Source organism: Methanobrevibacter sp. (genome assembly GCF_045636185.1).
In the GTDB taxonomy this organism is placed as follows: Archaea; Methanobacteriota; Methanobacteria; order Methanobacteriales; family Methanobacteriaceae; genus Methanocatella.
Window position 1 is genome coordinate 1 of record NZ_JAZTXC010000141.1, and the last position, 26,001, is coordinate 26,001.

Genomic DNA, 26,001 nt, shown 5'->3' on the forward strand with positions numbered 1-26,001 from the left:
AATTACTATTAAAAATATTAATCAAAAATATAATTAAAAACTGCTCAATAAAAATGCCAATATGCTTAATCATAATTTGATAATATTGACAAGATTTATCAAAACAAAATGTTGAAAATAATGGAACAATTTCATTATATACTTTTAATGAATAACTAAAAAGACGAGAAATTAAAAGATAAAAAAATCAAAAACTAGTTAAAATATCATCCATAAATATAATTAAAACCTGCTCAATAAAAACATCCCCATGCTCAATTAAAAATTGATAATATTGCAAATATTCTACAATGAAATATCACCCAATTATACAAATTTATATTAAACATAGACTCCAAATTTTATTACAGAAATGTTGCCAGAAAAGCTGTAAGCAAAACATCTTTTTTACGGGAATATGTGAACCCTAAATTTTAAAATGAAAAAAAAGAAAATAAATTTTAGATTTATTTCTTAAATTAGTTTATCAGGTGTTTCTTCATCAAACCATCCTCTTTTAACACCAATATAGTATACTGCAAACACTGAAACTAAATTAATTATTATATCTACAGCAAAATCCATATAAGAGAGTGTTGATGAAATTGAACTTACACCTAGAGCTACGGCGAAAAAAGCCATTAAATTATTAATTGAATGAATTGCCGAGGATGCCTCCAAACCACTAGTACGCCAAGATAACCATCCAAAAAGAATCCCTGTAATACCCATAGATATTACACCAATAGAATTGTATGAATGGACTATAGCAAAAATTATGGCTTGAATAATAATAGCCAAAACTGGAATATTAAGCCATCCCCCAAAAGTTTGCATCAAAAGACCACGGAACACATGTTCTTCAGCAATACATTGAGCAGATATAAGAATTAAAGATATAACCATAGCCATTAGAGAAACTTGAGTTTTGCTTCCAGATTCATTGCCCATTAATAGAGACACCAACAAAAAAATCAAATATATTGCTAAAGGAATAGACAAACATTTGAAATAGATTTTCCAATTCCATCCTCCACGGGAAGAAGAATAAGAAGAAAACGGCCTATCACGAACAATTTTAGAAGCAATATAAATTGCAGGAGCAAAAAGAACCATAGACAAATAAGAATAATAAACCGAAACATCAGACGTGTTTAAAGTTTCATATCCCCCCCCCTTGCTATGTCCCTAAAGACATTTGTCCCATATACTGCCTGAAAAACCAATGTTAAAATAAATTCAAATATTATATATAAAATTACCACAAGAACTAGAGTAATTAGTGGCTTATACCATTTATATTTCTCAAATGTTCTTGGAAAAGTAACATAATCAGGAAATTTATTATCATTTTCAATCATATTCAATTATATAATAAATCAAATATATGAAAATTTCTAAACAGACAGAATGAAAGTAAAAAAACCACAATATAGTATAATTAAACCTTTATTATGTGTGAATTATTTTGTACATTCATATATTTTTTCATTTCTTACCAACGCATATCTTTCGATTGTTTCGAGCCCAGATTTTTAATGAAATTCACCTTCAATAGTTCAAATCCACTTTCAGATATTCTTTGTTTAAAATCAGCACCATACAATCTCAGATGATCGAATTGGCCATAGTGTTTTTCCCTCAATTCAGGAGTATCATATTCTTCTTTTTCTAATGTTTTTGATTCATCATGAGACAGATTATATGAAACCCCCCTTCATAGGAACCAATATTAATGCAATGGCTTTTGGCTTTAAAACCATTATACAATTCATGCAATTCATTCACATCATCCGAAACATGCGAACACAAAATCAAGTCAAAATAATTATCACCATATGGAATTTCATGTAAATCTGTTTCCTCATCAGTCCATCATGAAAACTCAAAAACAAAATCCAAAAGTAAATAGAAAAAATTTATTAATCAAATGAAACTAAAAAGAAGTATTAAATAGAATCTCTTACAAATAATATACTAACGAAGGTGATAAAAATGCCTGAAACAGATTATTTAAAAATACCTCAAAACAGAGTTGGCGCTTTAATCGGTAAAAATGGAGATGTTAAAAAATCCATTGAAAAGTTAACCGGCACCATACTCGATATTGATAGTGATGATGGAACTGTTTATATCACTCCTCGCGAGGATATGGAAGATCCTTTAGGTGTTTGGAATGCAAATCACATTGTAAAAGCTATAGCTCGTGGTTTTAATCCAGAAGTTGCTATGAAATTAATTCATGATGACATTTATCTTGAAATTATAAAATTGACTTTGTATGTTGGCAAATCCAAAAAAGCTCTAGCCAGATATAAAGGCAGAATTATTGGTGCAAATGGTAAAACTCGTGAACTTATTACTGAGTTGGCCGACGTTGATATGGCTGTTTATGGTAAAACAGTTTCATTAATTGGTGAAATGGATAACATTTTAGTGGCTAAAGAAGCTATTGAAATGATTTTAAACGGTTCCAGACACAAATCCGTTTATGCCTTTTTAGAAAACAAAAAAGAAACCCTTAAACTTAGAGAATTTAAAGATCTTGTCGGAATTCATGATGATAAAATTGAGTTCAAAGACGGGATTGAATTTGATGAAGAAACATTACAGTAACATTAACATGTTACTGACTTACTTTTTTTATAGTGAAGTATTACCTAACTATTATAATAATGCTTTGAATATGAAAAATCATAATACATTATAGCAAAATATTATATAGTTCTACCAACATATATAGGTAGCGTAGTTTAGAAACTATATTCTTTACAATTTTTATTATTATTTTATTGTATATTTTTGAACGGACTAGGTATGGTACTGTAAAAATATTACTCGTCAAATGCTCTCGGATGTTATTTATATACTTATAAAATTAATAATTTTAATTATAAAAATTTCAAAAAAATATAGGAGGAAACATTTTGGTTCAACAACAAATGGGAATTGACTGGGATGAAGATTTTGATAGATTAACTCCTTCCCAGTTTTTCAGAAAAAACAAGCAAATGCTCGGTTTTACTGGTAAAATTCGTTCATTAACCATTGTATTTCACGAATTGATTACTAACAGTTTTGATGCATGTGAAGAAGCAGGAATACTGCCTGATATTGATATTGAATTAAAACGTGTTGATAAAGAATACTACATTTTAAGACACAAAGATAACGGACCTGGAATTCCTGAAGAGTATGTAATGCAGGTATACTGTATGATGTTTGCAGGATCCAAATTTAGAAACATCCAATCCAGAGGACAACAAGGTTTAGGTTGTAGTGGATGTGTATTGCTCTCACAAATGACCACAGGTAAACCTGCCCATGTAATTTCATGTTATAAAGAAGGAGATGAAATTAAAGGAGTTAAAATGAAATTCCAAATGGATGTTGAAAACAACCGTGGAATCTTAATGGAAAGAGAAGATTATGAAGGTGACGCAACTGGAGTTTGTATAGAATTACACTTTAAAGACGTATCATACTCCATGGCAGAGCAAGGTGCTTTTGAATATATCAGAAGAACCATGATTGGAAATCCTCATGCAAAAATTACATTTAGAGACCCGACAGGACACAAATATATCTTCAAAAGAGCAGCAGATGTTGTTCCAGTACAGCCAAAAGAAGTATTACCACACCCTAAAGGTGTAAGTGCTGACGATTTAATGACAATGGCCAAAAATACTGACAAAAGAAGATACAAAAGTATGTTAACTGCTTCAATGTCAAGAATGTCAAACAAAAGAGCAGATGAAATTGCTGAAATGACAGGAATTGATATGAACAAACGTCCTAAAGACATGACTTTCCCAGAAGCAGAAGCTATCGTTCACTGCTTTAAAAAGATGAAATTCATGGCCCCTCCAACTGATGGGCTTATACCAATAGGATCCGAACAAATTGAAAAAGGTATGAAACAAATCCTTAAACCTGAATTTGTAACCACAATAACCAGAAAGCCTGTAACTTATGCAGGAGGTGTATCATTTATTATTGAAGCAGGATTAGCTTATGGTGGAAATTCCGGTAGAAAAGTTAATGAACAAAGGAAATCTGAAATAATGAGATTTGCAAACAGAGTTCCATTAACATTCGATGCAGGAAGCTGTGCTATTACTGAAGCTTTAAAAAGCATTGACTGGAAACGTTATGGACTTAAAGATATGGACAATACACCATTAACTTTATTTGTCAATATTATTTCAACCCAGGTTCCATACCTCTCAACAGGTAAACAAAGTGTTTCTCCAGAACCTGAAATTGTTCAAGAAATCAGACAAGCTACAATGAAATTAGCTCGTCAACTCCAAAAGCACATTAGACAAAAAAGAGCAGCTAAAGAAAAAGAAAAACGTTCAAAAGTATTCGAAGAATATGTGCCGGTCATTATTGAAGAAGCTGCAAAACTTGGTGAAACCAACGTTCCTGAATATCAGGAAGTCCTCGCTAAAGTAACTAAAAGAGCTCTTGCAGAGTTGCTTGGTGAAAAGGTTGAGGAAGAAGAGGAAGAAGAAGAACTTGATGCAATCATCATGGAAGAACTTGATGAGCATGGATATGCAGTCGATGACGAACATAGTAACCTCAACTTCGATGAAGAAGAAGATACGGAAGGAGATTTTGAAGAATAGGTGATTAAATGGCTGAAATTAAAAAAGAAGGTAAATCACATAAAGAACTCAGAAAAGAATACACTTTTAACAAATTAAAAGGTTTAGGTGAAGAAATTATTGAAGAAATCGAAAAACAAAAAGTTCCTTCACTTAGAGTTCCTTCAAGAGGTACTGGGAACATCGTATATGATGATGCTAAAAGATACTACGTTTTAGGAGACAGATACGGTAGAAGGTCTCTTGGTAATGTAAAACAAATCAGAAAATTAGGTCAAATGGTTTATGTTGCTAATTTCTGTAAAGATTTAGTTGCAAGAGAAAAAACCGCTACCATAAGGGAAATGTATTATGTTTCTGAAGGTTGGGGAATTAGCTTTAAAACACAACAAGAATCAAACATTGTTGGAGAAGACTTGGAAGTTACATTAGGTACTACCCGTGAAGACTTAGGATTAATGCCCGAAGAAGACGGTGCATCAGTTTACGGAGACATCACCCTCTTTGATGAAGTGGAAATCAATGCAGCAAAAGTTGGAAAATCAGGTTATACAATTTCTCCTACAATCGACCAAGTTGAATTCCTCGATCACAATGTAGATAAGGTATTGGCAGTGGAAACCATGGGAATGTTCCACAGGTTAGTGCAGGAAAACGCTCACAAAAGATTTAATACATTGATTGTAGGGCTTAAAGGACAGGCTGCTCGTGCTACAAGAAGATTCATTAAAAGAGTTAATACCGAACTCGGTTTACCAGTTTACATCTGTAACGACGGAGACCCTTGGGGATTCCACATTGCACAGGTTATTATTTCCGGAAGTGCAAAATTAGCTCACGTTAATCATGATTTGGCAACTCCTGACGCTAAATTCATTGGAGTTACAGCATCAGACATTATCAATTATGACTTGCCTACTGACAAGCTTAAAGATGTTGACGTCATGAGATTAAAAGAGCTTTCCAAAGACCCAAGGTATAAAACTGATTTCTGGCAAACCGAAATTAAGAAAATGCTTAAGATTGGTAAAAAAGCAGAACAGCAATCTTTCTCAAAATATGGGCTTGAGTATGTTGTAGATACTTATTTCCCAGCTAAATTTGAAGAAATGGAAAATCAAGCATAGACACATGCTTTTTTCTTCTTTTTTTATTTTTTTTAAAAATTTTTTTAGCAAAAATTTATATACTAAAACTTCCATATACCATAGCAGGTATAGGTTGTGATATTTTGAAAAAATGTATGGACAGTGAAAATTTACATAGAAGACTTAAAAAAATCATCGGCCAGATTAATGCAATCGATCGTATGATTGATGAAGATATTCCATGTGAACAAATATTAATGCAGGTTAATGCTTCCAAATCCGCACTACATAAGGTTGGACACATTATTGTGGAAGGCCATTTGGAACATTGCGTTAAAGAAGCCATTGATCATGGTGATGTTGACGATGCATTAGGTGACATCTCAACAATTTTAGAATATTATTCTAGAATTTAATTTTTTTTAAAATATTCCTATACCCTAAGGAGTATACCTATATTTAGGAGTTGATAAAAATGATTTTAGAATGGGGAGAAGACAACGTGATAAAAATCATTTTCATAACACTATGTGCAATAAGTACAATAATGAGTTTTATAGTCAACATAATGATTTAGTTAACTATAAGTTTATATTTGTCGAATGATAAAGATATTAATATCAAATATAGGAGAAAATATCATGGCAATTGAAGAAAAAGAAATTAAAGTTATAGGAATGCACTGTCCTTCTTGCGTAAATGCTGTACAGTTATCATTAACTGATGTTGACGGTATTGAAGACGCAAAAGCAGATTTAGACTCAGGAATTACTAAAATCAAACTAGATGCCGAGAAAGTTAGTGAAGACGATATAAAAGAAGCTGTTGAAGAAGCAGGATTCAATGTAGAATGAATCCTCAACCATTTTCTTTTTTTTACCTATAGATTAACCTATATTAATATTCACCATTTTTTCAAGTAAACAATAAAATTAATTATACACACCATTAATTGATAATCCGTAACTCCAACGCCAATTTTAATGCGATGCCTTTTTAAGAATAATCTAAGTAAACTTCAATCATTATATCTGGTTAAAATATATGCAAGAATTGATCCTGCAAGATTCTGCCATACTGAATATAGTGCACCAGGAACTGTTGCCAAAGCCAAATTAGGGAAATGTGTCTTTGCAAGTCCTGCAGATAAACCTGAATTTTGAAATGAAAGTTCAATAGCTATAGTAACAATTTGTTTTCTGCCCATACCGGACAAACGTCCTATAACATAACCAATAAGTAATGCCAAACAATATTGCAAAATAATAACTGCAATAACTATCATTGAAGATGAAATAATAGCTTGCATATTTGCACCAAGAACACCAGCAATAATCAGACAAATAACAATAGAAGATAATGCCGGAAGATAATCCTTTAATTTTTCACAAAAATCAGGGAATTTATAATTTAAAAGTAATCCTAATGCAATCGGAATGATAACAATTTCTACGATAGATATAAACATTTCGGTTGGATTAAATGAAATATGATTTCCTATCAATATCAAGGTTATCAATGGAGTCAATATTGGAGAAATAATTGTGGATACGGCAGTTAATGACACTGATAATGCCAAATCACCTTTTGCAAGAAAAGTTATAACATCAGAAGCCGTTCCCCCAGGAACTGTTCCAACCAAAATAAGACCCGCTGTTAATGCAGCATCCAAATTAAATAAGGTGGCAAGAGAAAGCGCCAATAATGGCATTATTATATATTGGGCTGAAATTCCCACAGCTATTTCTTTAGGGCGTTTAAAAACCTGTATAAAATTATCTGCCGTTAACGTTGTACCCATTGTAAAAAGAACTAACCCCAAAAGTAAATTTAATACATTAATCCCATTATACTTACTTAAAACCCATTTAAATGAATTTGGATAAATACATGAGATACAAACTGCCAATAAAATAATTATAAAAAAATATTTCTCTATAAATTTAAAAACTCGTTTCATAATATCAAAAAAAATAAAAAATAAGGTTTAATATACATCAGAGTATAATAAACCAGTTGCTCTACCGGCAAAGAATGTTAAGTAAATACCGACAATACCTAATATTATTCCACCAACAGTACTATTCCAGCCCATGATTAATGCAGATATAAAGACTAATACAAATGCTATTACGAATACCATGATAATGAATAATAAAAGTCTGAGAATACCTACTCTTGAAATATCACCAATTGCTTCACCGATTGCTAAAGCATCTGCTAAATCTTCAGTTTTAGCTAATCTACATTGAGCCATGAATTGAGCTAAAGCGAAAACAATAAACAATATTAATGTTATTATATACATTATCCAGTCTCTTAAGAATAATCCTAAAATTGCAACAATGATTAATGGAATAATGTAATAGATTAATGATACAACCATTAATTTTACACCATTTATGAATTGCCTTAATATGTCGAAACTAGGTCCATCATTTCTTCTTTCAATTCCAAATTTAATAATATCCAATACATAACCGGAAATTATAAATCCAACAACAAGAGCAACAATGAATCCTATGAATCCGGATGCTAAAGTTTCAACAACTCTACCACCATTTATGGACATGACCATGCCGACTAATGAGCTTCCTACAACAACACCAACAAGAATACCTACAATGGCAAAAATAACAAATGATTTGATGTTGTTAAAAGGATATGATAATGAATCTTTTATTATTTCACCTAAATCCATGTTTTTTCCTCCATTTAATTAATTGAAAAAAAACTCTAAAAGAGAGTTATTATTAAGTTTTATTTATAATAGTATTTAAATAATAAGGTCGATTGTCAAAAAAAATAGAAAAAATACTCCATATTTTAATTAAATAGATGTGAGAAATAATATCAAATTATATATAATTAAAAAAATAAAGTTTACCCATAGATTAAATTCTAAATTTTTAAAGGGATTAAAATGAAATCTGTTGCAATTAATGGATATGGAACTATCGGAAAAAGAGTTGCTGATGCTGTAGCGGCTCAAGATGATATGAAAGTAATTGGTGTAAGTAAAACTAGACCAAACTACGAAGCAAGGACTGCAGTTGAAGAAAAAGGTTATCCTTTATACATTGGAATTCCTGAAAGAGAACAAATGTTCAAAGATGCAGGAATTGAAATTGCAGGTACCGTTGAAGACATGATTCAAGAAGCAGATGTTGTTGTTGATTGTACTCCTGGAAGCATTGGTCCGCAAAACCTTGAAATGTATAAAAAAGCTGGTGTTAAAGCCATATATCAAGGTGGAGAAGACCACGAATTAACTGGCCTTTCATTTAATGCTATTTCTAATTATGACAAATCTTATGGTGCGGATTATACAAGAGTTGTGTCCTGTAACACAACCGGACTTACCCGTACATTATTTACTATTGATTCAATAGCAGATATTAAAAAAGTCAGAGCAGTAATGGTTAGAAGAGGATCAGACCCATCTGAAATTAAAAAAGGTCCAATTAATGCTATTGTACCTAACCCTCCAAAAGTACCATCTCACCATGGTCCTGATGTAAAAACTGTTATGGAAGGTATTGATGTTACTACAATGGCTTTACTTGTTCCTACTACTTTAATGCACCAACACAACATTATGGTTGAAATTAATAACGATGTAGAAACCGAAGAAATTGTTGAAGCATTGGAAAAACGTTCAAGAGTTATTGTTGTAGATGCTGCAGAAGGCCTTGGATCAACTGCTGAACTAATGGAATATGCAAAAGAATTAGGTAGAAGTAGAAATGATTTATACGAAATTCCAGTATGGAGAGAATCCATCAATGTAGTTGGAAATGAATTGTTCTACATGCAAGCAGTTCACCAGGAATCTGACGTAATACCTGAAAATATTGATGCTATTCGTGCACTTTTAGAAATGGAAAGTGATAACGAAAAATCAATAGCCAAAACCAACAAAGCAATGGGAATATTATAATTCCCCAAATTTTCTTTTTTTTATAATTAATGATTTAAATGAAAAATAAAGTATTTTTTGGACCTGCAGGAAGTCCTGTCAATTATAAAGGTGCCGCTTACAAAGCCCCCAAATATATTCAAAGAATTGGACTTGATTCATACGAATACCAATCACCCTACGGCGTTAGAATCGGTGAAGAATCCGCTCGAATATTAAAGGAAGAATCAGAGAAATTTGACATTCTAATTTCAATGCATGGCCCATATTACATTAACCTATGCGCTAAAGAAAGTGAAAAAATAGATAAAAGTATAGGGCATTTGATAGCTACCGCACGGGCGGGAGAATGGATGGGTGCCTATAGGCTTGTTTTCCATCCGGGATTTTACACTAATCAAAAACCGGATAAGGCAATGGAAGTTTCAAAACAAACCATCAATCGTTTATTTGAAGAACTTGAAGCTGAAGGCATTGAAGACTTTACCTTTGCACCGGAAACTACAGGCAAAAGAACACAACAGGGAAACATTGAAGAAATTGTTGAGTTATGTGCCAGTTTTGACCATTTTGAACCGACTATTGATTTTGCACATATTCACGCTCGTGGAAGAGGTTATCTGACTAAAAAAGATGATTACAATTGCATTTTTTCAACAATCGAAAACAAATTAGATATTGATCGCCTTCATTGTCATTTTACAACCATCGAATACAGCCATGCCGGCGAAGTAAAGCACCATACATTAGATGAAAGTGATGAATATGGTCCTCAAATCGAAGATTTGCTTGCAAATCTAATAGATAATGGTTGGAATGCAAATATCATCTGTGAAACTCCACTTAGAGATATAGATGCATTGAAAATGAAAGAATTATATGAAAGTATGATTTAATTTTTCTTTAACTTCAATATTACAACTTCAGAATCTGTTCCCCACCTTAATGGCTGGTCCATTGAACCAACTCCCGTTGTTACATGCAGGTAATGACCCAAATCATCCTTGAATAAACCAATGTTATATTTAAAAATGATTTCTGAAACCCATTTTACAGGATAGAACTGCCCGCCATGAGTATGTCCTGAAAGCTGTATATCAAAACCCATATTTGAGTGTTGATTCCAATCATAGGGAACATGATAGATAATTATATTAGTTTTATCTCTTTTTACCTGAGCTTTAAGCTCCTCGGGAGAAGGCATTTCAATATCTCCAAAACTATAGGATAACCCATAGAATTTTAAATCACCAATTTCTAAGGATTCATTGTCAAGAACAATAATCCCTGCATTTTTGCAAGCATCAATGACATTTTTAATTCCAAGATAGTAATCATGATTTCCCGGTGTGAAAATTATCGGCATTTCCACATCTTTTAATGGCATGAAGTCATCTTCGTTTACAATTGATGAACCATCAGCCAAATCTCCAGAAATTACAGCAACATCACAGGTTTTTGATACTTCCATTAATGTGTCCCTAAGTTGATCTATGAGTTCTTTATGCCTGACAGCACCAAAATGAACATCCGAGAGGTGAGCGATATTAACCTCACTATTCAAGTTATCCAACCGTATGGTTTTTTCATTTATTACCAGTTTATGAGCCTTATAATAAGCATAAATACCCGATAATGGTACAATCAACAATAGAAAAGACAGATTTATGTTGAAGAAATAGCCTGCAGCATAAATAATGATGATACCAATTAAAAACATTAATGATGCCCACATCCAAATAGCTGAAATCTCCGCCAACAGACGCGTTATGAATCGGGATTTCCTCTCTTCAAAAAACATTGGAATCATATTGACTATCCCAATAATGATTGTTATGAATAGCAATTCCGAATTACTTAATGGATAAAACAACATGAATAGATACTTCAATAGGAAGAATTCAAACAGCATATAGAAAGGTGTCATTATAATAACCCTTCGCCTTCTAAAACTCATCAATATTAACTCCAAAATTTTAAATAATATGATAATATATATTAGAATATTATTATAAATATTTAAAATTGGTGATTTTTTGAAAAATAATTCTAAAAAAAGTGAATCAAAAGGCCAGAGTCAAAAATCCTCTATTTTTACTGCTGAAAATAAAAATAACGCAGAATGTGTTGTTTTAAAAACTGCAGGATATCCTTTTGACTTTGAATTGATGGAAAATACTTTAGAAATTACCGATAAAAGTTTATTTGAGCAGTATGCTCGAGACCAATGGTTAGGTATGGAAGTTAATAGCGACTCATATCTTTTTGATCAAAAAATCATCCCCGACTTTGCATTTAAAGTAATATCTGTTAAACCCGAGAACTCAATAATAACAGAAAATACCAAAATAAATATTATTATTGAAAAAGACAAAAATAATAATCTTAAATCAGCAAAAACCAACATAAAACTTTCAGATATCGTTGGACAGATTAATGCAAAGAATAAAATAAAAGTTATTGAAAAATTCTTAAAAGAACCCGAAGTATTTGGCGATTGGGCTCCGAAAAATGTTTTATTTTACGGCCATCCGGGTACCGGTAAAACTATGCTTGTCAAAGGGCTTGCGGGAGAAGTCGATGTTCCTCTCTATTTAGTTAAAGCAACTTCATTAATTGGAGAACATGTCGGTGATGCCGCATCCAAAATACATGACTTATATGAAAAAGCTTCTAAAAATTCACCATCAATAATCTTTATTGATGAAATTGATGCAATAGCACTTCATCGATCATATCAGGCATTAAGAGGAGATGTTTCTGAAATTGTCAATGCACTTTTAACTGAAATGGATGGAATTAATGAAAACAAATCAGTTATAACAATTTGTGCTACAAATAACCCATCTTCACTCGATAATGCTGTCAGAAGCCGTTTTGAAGAAGAGATTGAATTTAAGCTTCCTGAAGAAAATGAAAGGAAAGAAATTTTTGAAATAAATATTAAAACATTTCCTTTAGACAGCGATTTGGATATTGAAAAATTAGTTAAGATATCTAAAAATATGTCCGGAAGAGACATTAAAGAAAAATTACTTAAAACGGCATTACATCATGCAATAGCTAATGAAAAAACTATTATTGATATGGACGATATAGAATATGCTTTAAAATCCAGTAAAATTAAAATTAATGATGTTAAAGGAATGTTTGAATGAATTTTATTAACCAAATCAAAGATGCAATAAAATATACTTTTAAAGATTGGAAAGCTATTGTTCTGTTAGGCATTATCCTCTGTCTTGCATCAACATTCGAAGAATGGCAAACAAATGATTTATTAACTGCCATTATTTTGGCTGTTATTATAATAGCATTAGCACTAATTGAAGAGGGATACCGATATAAAATAATTAAAGGCACTATAAAAGGAGACAACAAACCCCCTATTATCGGAAATTTCTCCGGACTAATACATGAAGGTTTTCTGGAAACAGTTACTCTATTAGTCTATTCGGCAGTATTTTTGGTAATTGTCGGATTATACAGTACCTTAATTGAAATACCTGGAGTTTCTTATATATATCCAATTATAATGTTCATTTTAGCAATGGTTATCTATTTAACAGCATTAGGATGTGCAATATATAAAGCACTACACAATGACAATTTCTTTTCAGCATTCAATATCTTAGGAATCTTAAAGTTATATACCAAACTCGGAATTATGCAAACTATTTTTTTAATTATAGTGGGGTCAATAAGTTTAAACTTAATATTTACCTGTGTTTTACATCAAGGCATATTTGAACCAGGAAAATTTTTAGAATTTATATTATCTTTCTTTATAAACCCAATCCTGTTACTGTTTATAACCAGATTACTGGCATTATCAGGAAGAAAAGCTACTCTTTCTTAAAATCAAAAATATATTCTGCCGCTTCCAAAATATCCTGCTTTTCATCACAGGCAGCCTGCTTTAAATTTTGTGAAATGTCGAAAAATATCTTATTGACTATAGAATTTGTTAGATTATTGAGAATTTTACTACTACCATCTACATCTGATAACTTTGAAGATGCTTTTTTAGTTTCACGTTGTCTTATCTCTTCCATAGATGTTCTTAAACTTGATAGTAAATCATCAACTTCCATTATTTTAAAGGAATTTTTAAGTAAACCATACTCTTCATTGATGATGATTTCTGCTTCTTCAAATTCCTTCTCACGAAGCTTAGTATTATAGTCAGCAATTTCACGCAAATCGTCAATATTAAATAATTTAACGCCCAAATCCTTAACATCTTCAGAAATATCACGAGGATTTGCAATATCAACCATCATCAACTTACAATTTTCAAAGCCAATGTTTTCAAGTCTTTGTTTAGTTATTATTGAGTGTGGTGCACCTGTTGCACTGATTACCAAATCCGCATTTTTTAAATATTCGTCAAGCTGTGAAAATAAAATAGCAGTGCCGTCCAAATCTTCAGCAAGTTCCACTGCAACATAAAAAGTCCTGTTTGCAACAAAAATAGCATGCAAATCTTTTTCAGCGAGAGCTTTGGCAACTAACTTACCCATTTTTCCAGCACCAATAACCAATACGGATTTGCCTGTTAAATCACCCAAATGAGACTCTGCCAAATCAACTGCGGCAGACCCTATAGAAACAGAACCCTTGTTGATATTAGTTTTATTTCTAACAACCTGACCTACATGAATGGCCTTTGTAAAAATTAAATCCAAAGATTTACCGCAATGATGATCTTTTGAAGCTTTGGCCTTAGCATCCTTTACTTGACCCAAAATCTGGTCTTCCCCAACAATCATTGATTCCAGACCTGAAGTCATACGAAGCAAATGCATTACAGATACTCCACCATATTCGATAATGATGCTTTTATTTTCATGAGACAATAATTCCTCATCAAAAGGAATGTTATCATTGTGAATATAATATTCTTTACGATTACAAGTGGAAATTTCAATGTATTCATTAACAGAATACTTTTCCTGCAATTTCCAGAATATATCGTCTATTTCTTTTGAAATGTTCTCCATAGATTGAATATCTGCAATTTTATGGTCAACCCTTAAATTAAGTATCATCAAAATCCCTCTTTATTAACTCACAAATAACATCCTTCGCTTCATCAATTTCTCCAGATTTAATTAAATCTTTAATATTCCTATCTTCAAATATTTTATATAAATAATCTCGCCTATCCTTTTGATTAGGAATGTATTCCTTTAAAAGTGAACGTGAATAATCCTGAAGCTCAATTTCTAAAATATCCTCTTCAGTAATAATTGATTGTATTCTTTTTCTTAATTGTCTTGCCATCAATGGGCTTTTGCCATTGGTAAAAATAGAAATTTCAATATCTCCAATATTAAAACTTGTTGGAACAATTATATTTCCATCGTCCGGAAAATCTGCTCGGTTAACTAACTTGTCTTTAGAAATGCGAGAAACATAATCAGATAATTTTTTATCGCCACTGGCTATTACCACCAAATCTGCCCAACTAACCAATTCATCGGCTTCATCTGTTGAGTGTAGGCTAGCTCCCTTTCTCAGCAATTCCTCATTGATTGAGTTACCTGCAAGCTTTACAATTGCTCCATGGTCTAAAAATTTATTTGCCCTTCTAGTTGCAACTTCACCAGTACCTAAAATAAATACATTTAATCCAGAAGTTTTTAAATAAAGAGCAGTCCAATCCATTTTAATCAGAATCATCTAAAGATTGTGCTTTAAGAACACTGACAGCACGTCTTAAATCATTATTGCAATCAGTCAAAACTTTCATAGCCTCAATTTTTGAAATGTTAAATGTTTCAGCAAGCGCTTCTGCTCTTGCATCAGGTTCTGGCTTTTGAACACCAACCAATCTTTCAGAGAGTTCCTTTTTCAAATCCTCATACTCTTCATAGCTCATGCCCATATTATTTAGAGTCATGTCTCTTAACGGACAAGGCTTTGATGGCTTACAACACCAGATCAAAGATCCGAAACAAGTACCAGCACCTTCACCCAATCTTGTTTGTCTGCCAAACTCTGTTTTAATTTCAATATACTCTTGAGGAGTTAAGTTTACTTCCTCCAATGCATTTAAAATAGGGCATGGCTTAATAGGAGGACAACAAAAAGCTAGTCCTCTAACATCTCCACCTCTACATATATGAGATGGTGCGTCTTCCCAAGTCATAATAAAATCACCATAAATATAATATTTTAATCTTTCTTGTTGACAATATATAATACTTTGTAAAATCATAATATTACCTAGATTAATTTTCATTCAAATATGAAATCAAACCACATAAGTAAAAATTTAAATTTTGATAGGAAGAGTATTGATGGAAATAAACGGAATTAATGTAACTGTTCAGAGAAAAAACATCAAAAACATGTATCTTCGAGTTGTTCCACCTGAGGGTAGTGTTAAAATTTCTGCTCCATATTTTGTTAGTGATGAACAGATTATTGATTTTGTTAACTCTAAAATGGATTGGATATTGCAGAAACAAGAAAAAATAGCCAACACCAAATATGTTCCCAGTTTAAAATATGTCAATGGTGAAAAGCATTTTTTGTGGGGAGAAGAATACACCCTGCAATTAATAGCCAATAACATTAAAACCTCTTTTGTAAAAGATAACATTCTTTATTTGCCTGTTTCCAAGCGCAGCAAAATGAAAAACAGACAAAAAACACTGGAAAACTTTTACAGATTGGAGCTTCAAAATGAAATATCTAATATCTATGATAAATGTACGGATATTGTTGGCAAAAAGCCAAGCGATATCAAAATAAGGAAAATGAAAAATTGGGGTAACTGCAAACAGAATGGAGTTATTACACTAAATTTAAATCTGGCTAAAAAACCGAAAATATGTTTAGAATATGTTTTTATTCATGAACTATGTCATTTGATTGAATTTAATCATTCGAAAAAATTTAAAATGCTGATGGATAAAAATTGCCCTAACTGGCAGGAAATAAAGAAAAAATTAAATAAATAAAAGAGAATTATTCTCTTTTAAGCATATCTTCTTTTTCGTCAGGTGTAAGTTGTTTAACTATATCTTCAGGAGTACCAATATCTAATAATTTTCCTCCCCTCATTAAAGCAGCTCTGTCACAAACATCCAATACAAAGTCCATATCGTGAGAAATAATGATGAATGTTTGTTCTAATTCAGCACGTGCTTTTAAGATTGAATCTGTAACAACTACACGAGTAATAGGATCCATTGTTCCTGTAGGTTCATCCAACACTACAAGCTTAGGTTCTTTAATCAATACCTGTGCAAGAGCTACCCTGTGCTTTTCTCCTACACTTAATTCATCAGGATGTTTTTCTAAAACAGAAGCTGCTGTTGAATCATCAAAACCAACAGTCGTCAATGCATGAATAGCTTGAATTTTAGCAAACTCCGCAGGCAAATCTAAACTAATAGCATCAGTCAAATTACCTAAAATATCCCTATGTGGATATAATGAGTATTCCTGGTGCAATAATCCAATATATGGCATTATACGACCACGATTAAGAGGACCTACTTTTGTCATGTCAATCCATTCATCACCAAGTTTAATCTTAATATCACCACTACTTGGTTCAGTTAATCCCATTAACATTCTTGTTGTAGTGGTTTTGCCTGATCCGCTTAAACCTACAATACCAAAGATTTCCTCTTTATTAATGGTTAAGGAAACACCGTCAACTGCTTTAATAACTCCCCTTTCAATGGAATAGTAATGTTTTTTAACATCCTCTAAAACTACTTCAGGTTCACCGAATTCCGGAATTTCTGGTTTTTCTGGAATTGGCACAGTTGCCATAAAGTTGTCAACAACAGTTTTTGCATCTCCTTTTTCTTTAATTTCACCTTTTTCAAGCCATACTACATTATCTGCAAGTTCAGTCATGACTTCAGGCCAGTGAGATGTAATCAGCATCGTGATTCCTTCATCTTTAACACCTTCTTTTAAGGTATTGTGAAGTTTTACTGCAGTTTGTGGGTCTAATGTACCTGTTGGTTCATCAGCCAAAAAGAGCATTGGATTTTTAGCAAGTTGTCTTGCAAGTACAACCCTTTGCTTTTCTCCACCACTTAAATCACGTGCAATATGTGTAATACGATGGTTCATTTGAACCATTTCCAATAATTCTAATGATTTGTAAAGACCTTCCTCATATGGTAAACGGTCCCCAATTGCCCTCATTACATTTTCAATTACTGTCTCTTCATCATATAATGCGAAATTACGTTGCAACATGATGGATATTCTTCTTCTAATCGCTGCGAATAATTTTCTATCACAGTTAAAGAAATCAACCTCCCGAACTGCCAATTCACATCCGCAACTACATTTTTGACCATCTTTTGAAGGTGGTTCTATAGTTAAACAGTTAGGACATACTGCAACGTTAATTAACACTTTACCAGAATCTGGCCAATAATCTTTTGTTCCTCTAAGCATGTTAATTAAAACTGATTTGCCACTACCACTACGTCCTAAAATTCCTAAAGTTTCCCCTTCTTCAATAGTTAAGTTAATATCCTTTAAAACATCAACATCATTAAATGATTTAGTAATGTTTTCAAGAGTTATAAAATTCATAAAATTCACCTATTGTATATATCAATATTAAATATAGTTATAAATATTAATAATACTTTTGATTTAAAAATTAGAAATATCAAAATTTAAAGTCCCGGAAATCACTGCACGAGCTATTGAAAAGCCATAAACTCCACATTGATACATTTTCCTTATTTTTTCAGCCGAATCAACAGAATTATTTCCAATGACTTTAATATTCGTATTGTTGCAAACATTTTCCAGTAATTCCCAGTCCGCATCAAAAACATTCGGGTCCATTGCATCCAGATGCAAGTAATCAGCACCCGCATCCTCTATAGTTTTTGCAACCTGCAAAGTGTCTATATCAGGAACATTTCCACGTATTTTAACTGACACTTCACTTTTTGAATTATCAACAATTTGAGAGATGTAGTCAGATAAATCTGGCCTTTTCAACATCTCCTGACCACAACCGATAGCAATTATTTCTTCCTGGCGGCAATGACAATTTATTTCTATAATGTCCAAGTCATTTATTTTAGAAGCTTCAATTATCGGTTCCGGAGTAGTTGACCTCACATTTGCACTAACAAGCACATCGGGATGTGCTCTTTTAATCAGATTTACTTCTTTTTTTATATGAGGAATGATTTCATCCAATTCAAAATGGAACTCTTTTCTTCCCCTTTCAATTATTTTTTGTGATGCTTCAATAGTCTTTTCATCCAAACTATATCCGCCCAAAGTAACTACATCAAAACCATATGGAATAACCTTGTTTAAAAATTCGGCATCTGTTATTCCGGCCATTGGTGCAACTACTTTTATTTAAAATCCCCCTTAGTCTAGTTTCTCAACTACCCAAGTCCAAGGTTCGTTGTTACGATCACGAATTTCTTCAAGACCAATGTCAGCCATATATGCTGCATCTTCAGCATTTTTGCCTCTTCCAATTCCTGCTTTAAGGCCAATGCCTATTTCTTCATCAATTTCACATAAAATTTCTTTGATTTCCTCTTCAGACAATCCATTACATGGAGACATGAAATTATCTCCACCTATGAAGAATAACAATGCTCCTTTTTTAATCAATTTGGTCATTAAATAATGTTGAGCCTTATTCACCATGAAACTAGTATCAAATGCAGATTCTATGTCAGTTAAAGTTTCAGTTACACTGTTAATATCGATGTGTGCAGCCTGAACAAAGCTGTCTTCTTCTGAGACCAAACTGTCAATAGCCAAGATTTCTTTCCTTTCTCCTGATTGAGCACTTCCTGCATTTTGAAGAGCAATAGTTGCTAATTTTTGAGCTTCATGAGGAGTTTCAGCTGCTCCAACACCCATACTTATTGTTATTGGATATCTGTTTCTGATTGATCTTTGAATTCTTAAATGGTCTTCTTCATTTAAACCATTTGAAATAGCAAGCAAATTATCAAATCGAGTAAAGAAAACTAATCCCTTTTTATTTCCAAAGTGATTGTTTAAATCTGCAAATAAACTTGCCTGCAACATTTGTAAATCTGATTCTGTACGTGGCCTTGGAGTGACTGTCCAAGGACCATAATTGTCAATTTGTATCAACGTCATTTGTATCATTGAATTACCGCCTAAATTATACGATGCCATCCAAGATTTTTTTTGCCAAATCAATTTTGACATCTGAACTATTCATTATTGTATTTGTAATTATTACTTTATTAATAATTTCGCCTAAAGCATCTTTCAAATTTTCATCTTTTTCATCAATTACCATAACATCTAAAAATTCTTCGTATAGTTTAGCTACACCCACAGATGATACTTCAATGCCCAAAGCATTCATGAACTTGGATGCTGGACCTGAAACTGAATCATTTCCTATTATTGGTGAAACAGCCACCACATAAGTATCTTTTAAAGCATCTTTTACGCCTTCAAGAGAGATTATCGGTAATATTGAAGTGATTGGATTTGATGGTCCTATTATTACTGCATCAGAATTTTTAATTGTATCAATTACTCCAGGCGCAGGTGAAACATTTGAAAATACAACATCCTTTACTTCAGGTTCACATTGATGTTTTATTAAAAAATCATGGAATTCCAACTCGCCGATATCTGTAATAATCTTAATGTCGGACTGTTCATTGCTCATTGGAATAATTTTTGAATCGATACCCATATGATTCGCTTGAATATCAACACTTTCCGCAAGAGAATGATTTTGCATTAAAAGAGTCTTTTGTATTTTTGTAGCTCTGTCAATATCTCCTATTCTAAGCAACTCAGGACATGATAATTCTGCGAGTCTTTCATGGGTGATAAATGTATCATTTCTAACACCATACCAAAACTCCTCATTAATCATATCAGCCATTGTATATAAGACAGTATCGACATCCGCTGAGATATAAACACCTGAAAAATAATTATTTTCCACAGTATTTACAATGATTGACAAATCTTTTGTATCAACAATTTCTTTAATCCCTTGCAATAATTTTGGAGTGCCTGTGCCTCCTGATAAAACAGTAATCATAATATCCCTATTTCCTAAATACATCAAATTCTTTTGGCCTAAGTAATGGCTTAATATTTGAAGAAGTATTTCTTAAATGATTAAAAGCAGAAAATCCGGAAATAACAACTACAGGAAGACCTTCATTAGCCTGCCCCATAATTAATGAAGCCGCACTAGCCAATTCATCTGCCGTTGCGATTTCAGTTGTTTCTAGTTCACGATTATATAAATCTTTTTCTCCAATCCTAACCCATAACGGATTAATTCCACTGCATCCAATAGCAGTTCCAATAGCTCCAACTCTAAAAGCCCTTCCTTGAGTGTCAGTTATAATGACTGCCAAATCCTTTTTAAATTCAGCTTCCAAAAACTCCCTAATCTTTAATGCAGATTCATCAGGATTTTCAGGAACTGGAGTGGCAAGTCCATCATCAACATTAGACTCATCAATAGCGGCATTTGCACAGACAAAGCCATGTTTGGTTTCTGTTATTATAAAATTAGGACCGACTTCAACTACTTCAGTTGAATTTTCCAAAATTGCTTCAACAAGCTTTGGATCCTTTTTACAAATTTCCGCTATATCGCATGCTTCCTTAGAAGGAGCAATGTCATCCAATTTAATAATATTTCCTTCAGCCTTTGAAATTAGAGTTTCTGCTATTAAAATAATATCTCCATCTTTTAAATCATAATCCATTCCTAAAATAGATTCCTTAATGATTTCACCAATATCATCACCAGATTTAACTAAAGGAATACCTTCTAAGCCTATTAATTTGATTTCCATATTATCATCTTAAAAAAAAATAAAAAAATTATGGATTATAGACATCTATTGTCCATTCTCCATCGAAAACAGTAGCGCAAGACGTGACTGGTTTTTCATAATTTGCAAAAGTCCCTTCATCAAAAATAAATTTAGCCGCTTCAGTTGCAGTTTTTGCTTCAAAATCAACAGGATCAGGTACCTGACTTCCATAAGTTGATATGAAAGCAGCTTCTCCATAAGGCACTTCTTCAACTAACAATTTTTTATCGTTAACAATTCCAATAAAACAGCTGTATTCATCCTCACTAGTTGAAGACGTTACAACACCAGCAATTCTTGGAGTGTTATAATCATCTTTTTCATAATCCATTGTAAGTAATGAATAAGCTAGTGCATCCCTAATGTTCATTCCTAAAGCGATTTTGTCAGCAATGACATCAGTTTGAGAACCATTTGATATAATTGCAGTATCGCCAACAATCTGAAGACTGTTATATGAAATGTAAGGGCTTACGAAAATATCCTTTTCAAAACCTTCCTTTGGAACAACAGCCGCCCTTGTATCAAATTCAAGACATTGCCTATTAGGAAATGACCTGCTAGATACTCTATATGCAGCAAATGCTTTTCCATCAGTATTCATTCCAATTGATAATATCCTCCCAGTATACATAGAACCTCTCCTAAATTATACATTTGGACGTTGGACAGCATCTTGAGGAGAAATTCCCGGAGGCGTATTAATAATAATCTCTCCAGGCCTAATCGACATTTGTCCTTCATCCATAACTTTCGCCTGAACACCAACAGCACCATTGGCAATGGCATCAGACCTATCAACACCATTAACGGTAACCTTGTGCAAGTTAGCAACAGGCACAATATAATACTCAGCATTTCCTGAAACATCAGTCACATTTGGCTTACCAGTACCGCCACTATCTGCAGCATTGTGTGACACGTCAACAGCTGAGAAATTGCTAGTTACAACTAGAAAAATCATGATTGTAAATAAAATATCAATAAATGGAACTAAATTAATATTGGGTTTTTGGTCTGTTAAATGCCTTTTTTTGTAAGATTTAATATCAATTGCCATAATTACCACTTATTGTCTCAATTTACTTTCAGTAATTTCTGCATTCACATTACATTTCTCTAAAATAATATTAGAAATACTTTTATCCAACATACTTGGTTTAAAGGAAACTTTAATATTGGCATAAGGATCTGAAATTAATCTCGTATTAACAACACCTTCTGCCTCTTGAAGTGCCGCAACAGCACATTCAACATTAGCTTCCACTCTTACTTTCACCACAGCAAATCCCCAATTAGTCATTTTTGTAGCAAGTTCGATTTTATCCATTTCCGCTTCAATAAGACCTTGAATATAGGTATAAATCGGCAAAAGAATAATAACAACGAATAACCCCATAATAGTTGTAGTAAGTGCTACATAAATACCCTCAGCCATTGCAGCTGAATTTGGATTGACACCCAAGGACTTGAAAGTCATCCAGATACCTATAACAGTACCTATCAACCCAATAAAAGGAGCAAGCTCTGTAATTGTCTTAATAGTATTTAAACCCTTAGTCATTTTAGCGACTTCAACAATGAAGATTTGTTCCATACTTTCCTCAACTTCTGTTTTGTTTTTATAACCTATCTTTAAAGTTTCAGAAATAATACGGGAAACAGGATTTTTAAATCTATTAATCTGTTTTAAAGCTTCAACAGCCCCTCCCCTTTCCATAGATGCAGTTACAACACCAAAAATTTCAGTGGTGTCAACACGACTAATCTTTTTGAGATATGCAATCTTTCTAATGGCAATAATGAGACCATAAATACCTATAAAAAGAATTATGTAAGTTATAATTCCTCCCTGAGTAAAAATATCCATTATTCCATCAAAGATTGGTGAGATATACTCAATAATCATAATTATCCTCTACTAAAAATTTTAAAAAAATCATTTATAAGGTTAATATATTTTTTCATATACTTAAAAATAGCTATTTCATATTAATGTTGTTTGTACAGTTTTTAGTTTTGCAACAGTTGACCATGACCTTCGAACAAAATCAGGCATTTCATTATATGTATAGTTTGATAGGAACTCCTTGGTCGTCGGGTCTGATGGATAACCTGAACCAATACCGCCAACATCCTCAAATTTTTTATTAATTTCGGCTATTGCTTCATCACGAGTTTGTTTAGCTATAATTGATGCAGCACTTACTTCAATATATTTATCATCGGCCTTATGTTCTGCCCTAACCTTTTTTCCAGTAGCCTGTGCAAGCCTGTCCTGAAATCTTTGAGGCTTTACATCAACCGCATCGACAATGGCTTCATCAAAATCAAGTTTGGCGATTAATTCTTCCATACCCTTTCGCTCAATTTCATTTAAATTAATGCCTTGAGCCCTTAAGTTATCTATATCCTGTGCAGAATAAATTACAGTATCCCAAACAAACATTTTTTTAAGTTTACGGGCTAAAACTTCTCTTCTTTTGGGAGTTAATTTTTTAGAGTCCTTAACACCCATATTATCCAAAATAGCTTCCTTACGTTTATCAATAACAACGCCAGCAATAACAAGTGGGCCTAAAACAGAACCTCGTCCTGCCTCATCAATGCCTAAAATATCCATATAAATCAAAAAAAATAAAAAAAAGTGAAATAATTAATAAAATTATTTCATTGCTCTTAAACGTACTTCTGGTTCTAATGCAAGAGGTTCTGCTGCAACAATTGCAGTTCCTTTTGCAACAACAGTCATCGGGTCGTCAGATATTTCGATTGGAATTCCGATTTCATCAAAAATCCTTTGTTTGATTCCACGAAGTCTTGAACTTCCGCCGACTGCAACAGCATTATTATATACACCCATCATTAATTCAGGTGATAATCTTTCTAAAATAACGTTTAAACCATCCACAATGTCTTGCATAAATGGTTCAACAGCATCTGCTACAAGCATGGAGTCAATAACTACTTTTTTAGGCCTATTAGTTTCCATAGATTTTCCTATGACTTCTACACTCAAGTTTTCAAGTTGTTCTGAACAGTGTACCATTCCAACTTCCATTTTTGCAGATTCTGCATCATGAATACCAATTGCTACATCGTATTTTTCTGCGACAAGTTCTACAATCTTATTGTCGATGTCATCTCCACCACATCTAACGGTTTCAATATCATTAATACCTCCGAGAGAAATGATTACAATATCAGTTGAACCTGCCCCTATATCCACAACCATTGTACCATTTGGTTCTGCTATAGGAAGTCCAGCCCCAATAGCTGCTGCAAGACCTTCACTGATTACAAGAATATTTTGTGCACCTGCTTTTCTTCCAATTTCTTCAGCCGCATTTTTTTCTACTTCGGATGCATCTCCAGGAATACCAATTACAATTCTCCCAACGCTCTCTCCTTCGTTGATACCGATTTGCATTGCTTTAATAAGTAAAGCTTGTGCTTGTACAACGTTTTCAATTACACCTTTTTTAAGTGGCCTGACTGCGAGAATATCTTCAGGAGTTCTTCCCAACATTTTTTTAGCTTCTTCACCGACAGCTAAAACTTCACTTGGATCATCTTTTTTAACTGCAACTACAGATGGAATTTGATACAAATCAAATTTGTCACCTGATGGTTTAGCTATAACTGTGTTTAAAGTTCCCAAATCAATCCCCAAACTGTTACTAATCACTCTGGCATCAACAATTTCTTGTTCTTCCTCATCATTTCCGAAAATATTCATGACTAATCCTCCGTTATAATGTCTTTAAAATCTATAACAAATATTTTATTAGATGTAGCAATACTTTGAACCTTTTCAATGTCTTTCTCATTTTCAACTGAAATAAGTATTGTGGATAAAACAACCTCATTTGCATTATAAAATGGTTTTAAAGTTGATTTAATAAATCCCGGTAGTTTTACGCTGTCATTTAAACTGACTTCAATGAAACTTGTAGTTTGTGATTCCTGTAAAATCGCAAATGGAATTCTTGACCTTTCTATAAGTTTAACAGCGTTTCTTATCGTATCATCCGGAGCAACGAAAACCATTAAGTTTTCTTCTTTATTCAAGTAGTAATGAGTAACTTTAATGAATGATCCACCCCTTGAGGCAGTGACTCTACCAAAGTCTTCAATCACCCTCAAATTACCATACAACATGATAAAATCATATTTTTTGGTTATTCTCCCTTCATTTAATACAACATGCTCTCTAAATAGAATTTTTACACTATTCTTAGACGCAATAGCTTTATATGCAATATCATCTATTAAATTGACATTACCTGCAATAACACACCAAATATCATTGTCAATAGGCTCATCATCTGATGTAATTCTTGCCGCTTGTCTAAGCATTCGTATATTATCTTCTATCATTTAACTACACGCAATTATATTAATATAAGTTCTAAATACATTTAATTAATAGTTAAATTTAATAAAAACCCTTTTTTTAGCTTTGAAAAAGCCGCCGAAATAAGGCACTATTAATTAAGGACTAACAATATTAAATTACTTTAAATTCTTATATAAATTTTATC

The 26,001-nt window shown here is 32.6% G+C and carries 29 protein-coding genes; 10 read left to right on the forward strand and 19 right to left on the reverse strand.

The features are described 5' to 3' along the window. Positions 1-453 precede the first annotated feature (453 nt). Positions 454-1,095 carry a CPBP family intramembrane glutamic endopeptidase gene (locus ACKI3Q_RS07870; protein ID WP_407415930.1) on the reverse strand — a complete coding sequence of 214 codons (642 nt, stop codon included), beginning with the start codon at positions 1,093-1,095 and terminating at the stop codon, positions 454-456. A 38-nt stretch (positions 1,096-1,133) separates the two neighbouring features. Further along, on the reverse strand, positions 1,134-1,340 hold the full coding sequence (locus tag ACKI3Q_RS07875) for a hypothetical protein (RefSeq protein ID WP_407415932.1): 207 nt from the start codon (positions 1,338-1,340) through the stop codon (positions 1,134-1,136). A gap of 634 nt (positions 1,341-1,974) precedes the next feature. Here ACKI3Q_RS07875 and ACKI3Q_RS07880 point away from each other — a divergent pair. The 5 genes from ACKI3Q_RS07880 to ACKI3Q_RS07900 all read left to right on the forward strand — a co-directional run bounded on the left by ACKI3Q_RS07880 (position 1,975) and on the right by ACKI3Q_RS07900 (position 6,534). Continuing rightward, a complete protein-coding gene (locus ACKI3Q_RS07880; RefSeq protein ID WP_407415934.1) occupies positions 1,975-2,595 on the forward strand; it encodes a KH domain-containing protein in 621 nt (206 codons plus the stop codon). A 326-nt stretch (positions 2,596-2,921) separates the two neighbouring features. Continuing rightward, positions 2,922-4,613: a DNA topoisomerase VI subunit B gene (gene top6B / locus ACKI3Q_RS07885; RefSeq protein WP_407415984.1), complete on the forward strand. Its 1,692-nt coding sequence runs from the start codon at positions 2,922-2,924 to the stop codon at positions 4,611-4,613. A gap of 8 nt (positions 4,614-4,621) precedes the next feature. Beyond that, positions 4,622-5,719: a DNA topoisomerase IV subunit A gene (locus ACKI3Q_RS07890; RefSeq protein WP_407415936.1), complete on the forward strand. Its 1,098-nt coding sequence runs from the start codon at positions 4,622-4,624 to the stop codon at positions 5,717-5,719. 104 nt (positions 5,720-5,823) lie between these two features. After that, positions 5,824-6,096 carry a metal-sensing transcriptional repressor gene (locus ACKI3Q_RS07895; protein WP_407415938.1) on the forward strand — a complete coding sequence of 91 codons (273 nt, stop codon included), beginning with the start codon at positions 5,824-5,826 and terminating at the stop codon, positions 6,094-6,096. Positions 6,097-6,321: 225 nt separating this feature from the next. Beyond that, entirely contained in the window at positions 6,322-6,534 is a 213-nt protein-coding gene (locus ACKI3Q_RS07900) for a heavy-metal-associated domain-containing protein (protein ID WP_407415940.1), read from the forward strand. Positions 6,535-6,698: 164 nt separating this feature from the next. Here the strand turns inward: ACKI3Q_RS07900 and ACKI3Q_RS07905 are convergent, their stop codons facing one another. Next, positions 6,699-7,640, reverse strand: a complete 942-nt coding sequence (locus ACKI3Q_RS07905; RefSeq protein WP_407415942.1) for a bile acid:sodium symporter family protein — start codon at positions 7,638-7,640, stop codon at positions 6,699-6,701. A 27-nt stretch (positions 7,641-7,667) separates the two neighbouring features. Beyond that, positions 7,668-8,381, reverse strand: a complete 714-nt coding sequence (locus tag ACKI3Q_RS07910) for a DUF4013 domain-containing protein (protein WP_407415944.1) — start codon at positions 8,379-8,381, stop codon at positions 7,668-7,670. Between the two features lie 222 nt (positions 8,382-8,603). Between ACKI3Q_RS07910 and ACKI3Q_RS07915 the strand changes: the two genes are divergently transcribed. Next, a complete protein-coding gene (locus ACKI3Q_RS07915; RefSeq protein ID WP_407415946.1) occupies positions 8,604-9,620 on the forward strand; it encodes a type II glyceraldehyde-3-phosphate dehydrogenase in 1,017 nt (338 codons plus the stop codon). 38 nt (positions 9,621-9,658) lie between these two features. Continuing rightward, on the forward strand, positions 9,659-10,495 hold the full coding sequence (locus tag ACKI3Q_RS07920; RefSeq protein ID WP_407415948.1) for a TIM barrel protein: 837 nt from the start codon (positions 9,659-9,661) through the stop codon (positions 10,493-10,495). On the opposite strand, the gene ACKI3Q_RS07925 is transcribed toward ACKI3Q_RS07920, so the two are convergent. Continuing rightward, on the reverse strand, positions 10,492-11,556 hold the full coding sequence (locus ACKI3Q_RS07925) for a metallophosphoesterase (protein WP_407415950.1): 1,065 nt from the start codon (positions 11,554-11,556) through the stop codon (positions 10,492-10,494). The genes ACKI3Q_RS07920 and ACKI3Q_RS07925 overlap by 4 nt on opposite strands. 79 nt (positions 11,557-11,635) lie before the next feature. Here ACKI3Q_RS07925 and ACKI3Q_RS07930 point away from each other — a divergent pair, with 79 nt between their 5' ends. Beyond that, positions 11,636-12,757: an AAA family ATPase gene (locus tag ACKI3Q_RS07930; RefSeq protein ID WP_407415952.1), complete on the forward strand. Its 1,122-nt coding sequence runs from the start codon at positions 11,636-11,638 to the stop codon at positions 12,755-12,757. Then, the gene (locus ACKI3Q_RS07935) at positions 12,754-13,458 is read left to right on the forward strand and encodes a DUF4013 domain-containing protein (RefSeq protein WP_407415954.1); all 705 of its coding nucleotides are present in this window, start codon (positions 12,754-12,756) and stop codon (positions 13,456-13,458) included. The genes ACKI3Q_RS07930 and ACKI3Q_RS07935 overlap by 4 nt, the downstream gene beginning before the upstream one ends. Here the strand turns inward: ACKI3Q_RS07935 and hemA are convergent. The 3 genes from hemA to ACKI3Q_RS07950 are packed head-to-tail and all read right to left on the reverse strand — an operon-like array spanning position 13,445 to position 15,753. Beyond that, positions 13,445-14,650, reverse strand: a complete 1,206-nt coding sequence (gene hemA / locus ACKI3Q_RS07940) for a glutamyl-tRNA reductase (protein WP_407415956.1) — start codon at positions 14,648-14,650, stop codon at positions 13,445-13,447. The two genes, ACKI3Q_RS07935 and hemA, sit on opposite strands and share 14 nt — an antisense overlap. Then, positions 14,640-15,269 (reverse strand): bifunctional precorrin-2 dehydrogenase/sirohydrochlorin ferrochelatase, encoded by a 630-nt coding sequence (locus tag ACKI3Q_RS07945; protein WP_407415958.1) that lies wholly within the window; start codon positions 15,267-15,269, stop codon positions 14,640-14,642. The genes hemA and ACKI3Q_RS07945 overlap by 11 nt, the downstream gene beginning before the upstream one ends. Position 15,270: 1 nt before the next feature. Continuing rightward, complete coding sequence (locus ACKI3Q_RS07950) at positions 15,271-15,753, reverse strand: methanogenesis marker 9 domain-containing protein (protein WP_407415960.1); 483 nt, start codon at positions 15,751-15,753, stop codon at positions 15,271-15,273. A gap of 151 nt (positions 15,754-15,904) precedes the next feature. Between ACKI3Q_RS07950 and ACKI3Q_RS07955 the strand changes: the two genes are divergently transcribed. Further along, positions 15,905-16,570: a M48 family metallopeptidase gene (locus tag ACKI3Q_RS07955; protein WP_407415962.1), complete on the forward strand. Its 666-nt coding sequence runs from the start codon at positions 15,905-15,907 to the stop codon at positions 16,568-16,570. A gap of 7 nt (positions 16,571-16,577) precedes the next feature. Here the strand turns inward: ACKI3Q_RS07955 and atwA are convergent, their stop codons facing one another. From atwA to ACKI3Q_RS08010, 11 genes are all read right to left on the reverse strand, one after another. Then, the gene (atwA, locus tag ACKI3Q_RS07960; protein WP_407415964.1) at positions 16,578-18,176 is read right to left on the reverse strand and encodes a methyl coenzyme M reductase system, component A2; all 1,599 of its coding nucleotides are present in this window, start codon (positions 18,174-18,176) and stop codon (positions 16,578-16,580) included. Positions 18,177-18,239: 63 nt separating this feature from the next. Continuing rightward, positions 18,240-18,950, reverse strand: coding sequence for an MJ0144 family RNA dihydrouridine synthase-like protein (locus tag ACKI3Q_RS07965; RefSeq protein ID WP_407415966.1), 711 nt, complete (start codon positions 18,948-18,950; stop codon positions 18,240-18,242). Between the two features lie 30 nt (positions 18,951-18,980). After that, entirely contained in the window at positions 18,981-19,742 is a 762-nt protein-coding gene (locus ACKI3Q_RS07970) for a GTP cyclohydrolase III (protein WP_407415986.1), read from the reverse strand. A 16-nt stretch (positions 19,743-19,758) separates the two neighbouring features. Further along, positions 19,759-20,664, reverse strand: a complete 906-nt coding sequence (cofD, locus tag ACKI3Q_RS07975) for a 2-phospho-L-lactate transferase (protein ID WP_407415968.1) — start codon at positions 20,662-20,664, stop codon at positions 19,759-19,761. 7 nt (positions 20,665-20,671) lie between these two features. Further along, a complete protein-coding gene (locus ACKI3Q_RS07980) occupies positions 20,672-21,436 on the reverse strand; it encodes a coenzyme F420-0:L-glutamate ligase (RefSeq protein WP_407415970.1) in 765 nt (254 codons plus the stop codon). 28 nt (positions 21,437-21,464) lie between these two features. Beyond that, a complete protein-coding gene (locus ACKI3Q_RS07985) occupies positions 21,465-22,091 on the reverse strand; it encodes an IMP cyclohydrolase (RefSeq protein ID WP_407415972.1) in 627 nt (208 codons plus the stop codon). Positions 22,092-22,106: 15 nt separating this feature from the next. Then, the gene (locus ACKI3Q_RS07990; protein WP_407415974.1) at positions 22,107-22,517 is read right to left on the reverse strand and encodes a biopolymer transporter ExbD; all 411 of its coding nucleotides are present in this window, start codon (positions 22,515-22,517) and stop codon (positions 22,107-22,109) included. A 9-nt stretch (positions 22,518-22,526) separates the two neighbouring features. Beyond that, positions 22,527-23,366, reverse strand: a complete 840-nt coding sequence (locus ACKI3Q_RS07995) for a MotA/TolQ/ExbB proton channel family protein (protein ID WP_407415976.1) — start codon at positions 23,364-23,366, stop codon at positions 22,527-22,529. Between the two features lie 78 nt (positions 23,367-23,444). Further along, positions 23,445-24,080, reverse strand: coding sequence for a ribonuclease HII (gene rnhB, locus ACKI3Q_RS08000; protein WP_407415978.1), 636 nt, complete (start codon positions 24,078-24,080; stop codon positions 23,445-23,447). A gap of 42 nt (positions 24,081-24,122) precedes the next feature. Next, positions 24,123-25,196, reverse strand: a complete 1,074-nt coding sequence (locus tag ACKI3Q_RS08005) for a rod shape-determining protein (RefSeq protein WP_407415980.1) — start codon at positions 25,194-25,196, stop codon at positions 24,123-24,125. Positions 25,197-25,198: 2 nt separating this feature from the next. Continuing rightward, positions 25,199-25,837 carry a hypothetical protein gene (locus ACKI3Q_RS08010; RefSeq protein ID WP_407415982.1) on the reverse strand — a complete coding sequence of 213 codons (639 nt, stop codon included), beginning with the start codon at positions 25,835-25,837 and terminating at the stop codon, positions 25,199-25,201. Positions 25,838-26,001: the final 164 nt, after the last annotated feature.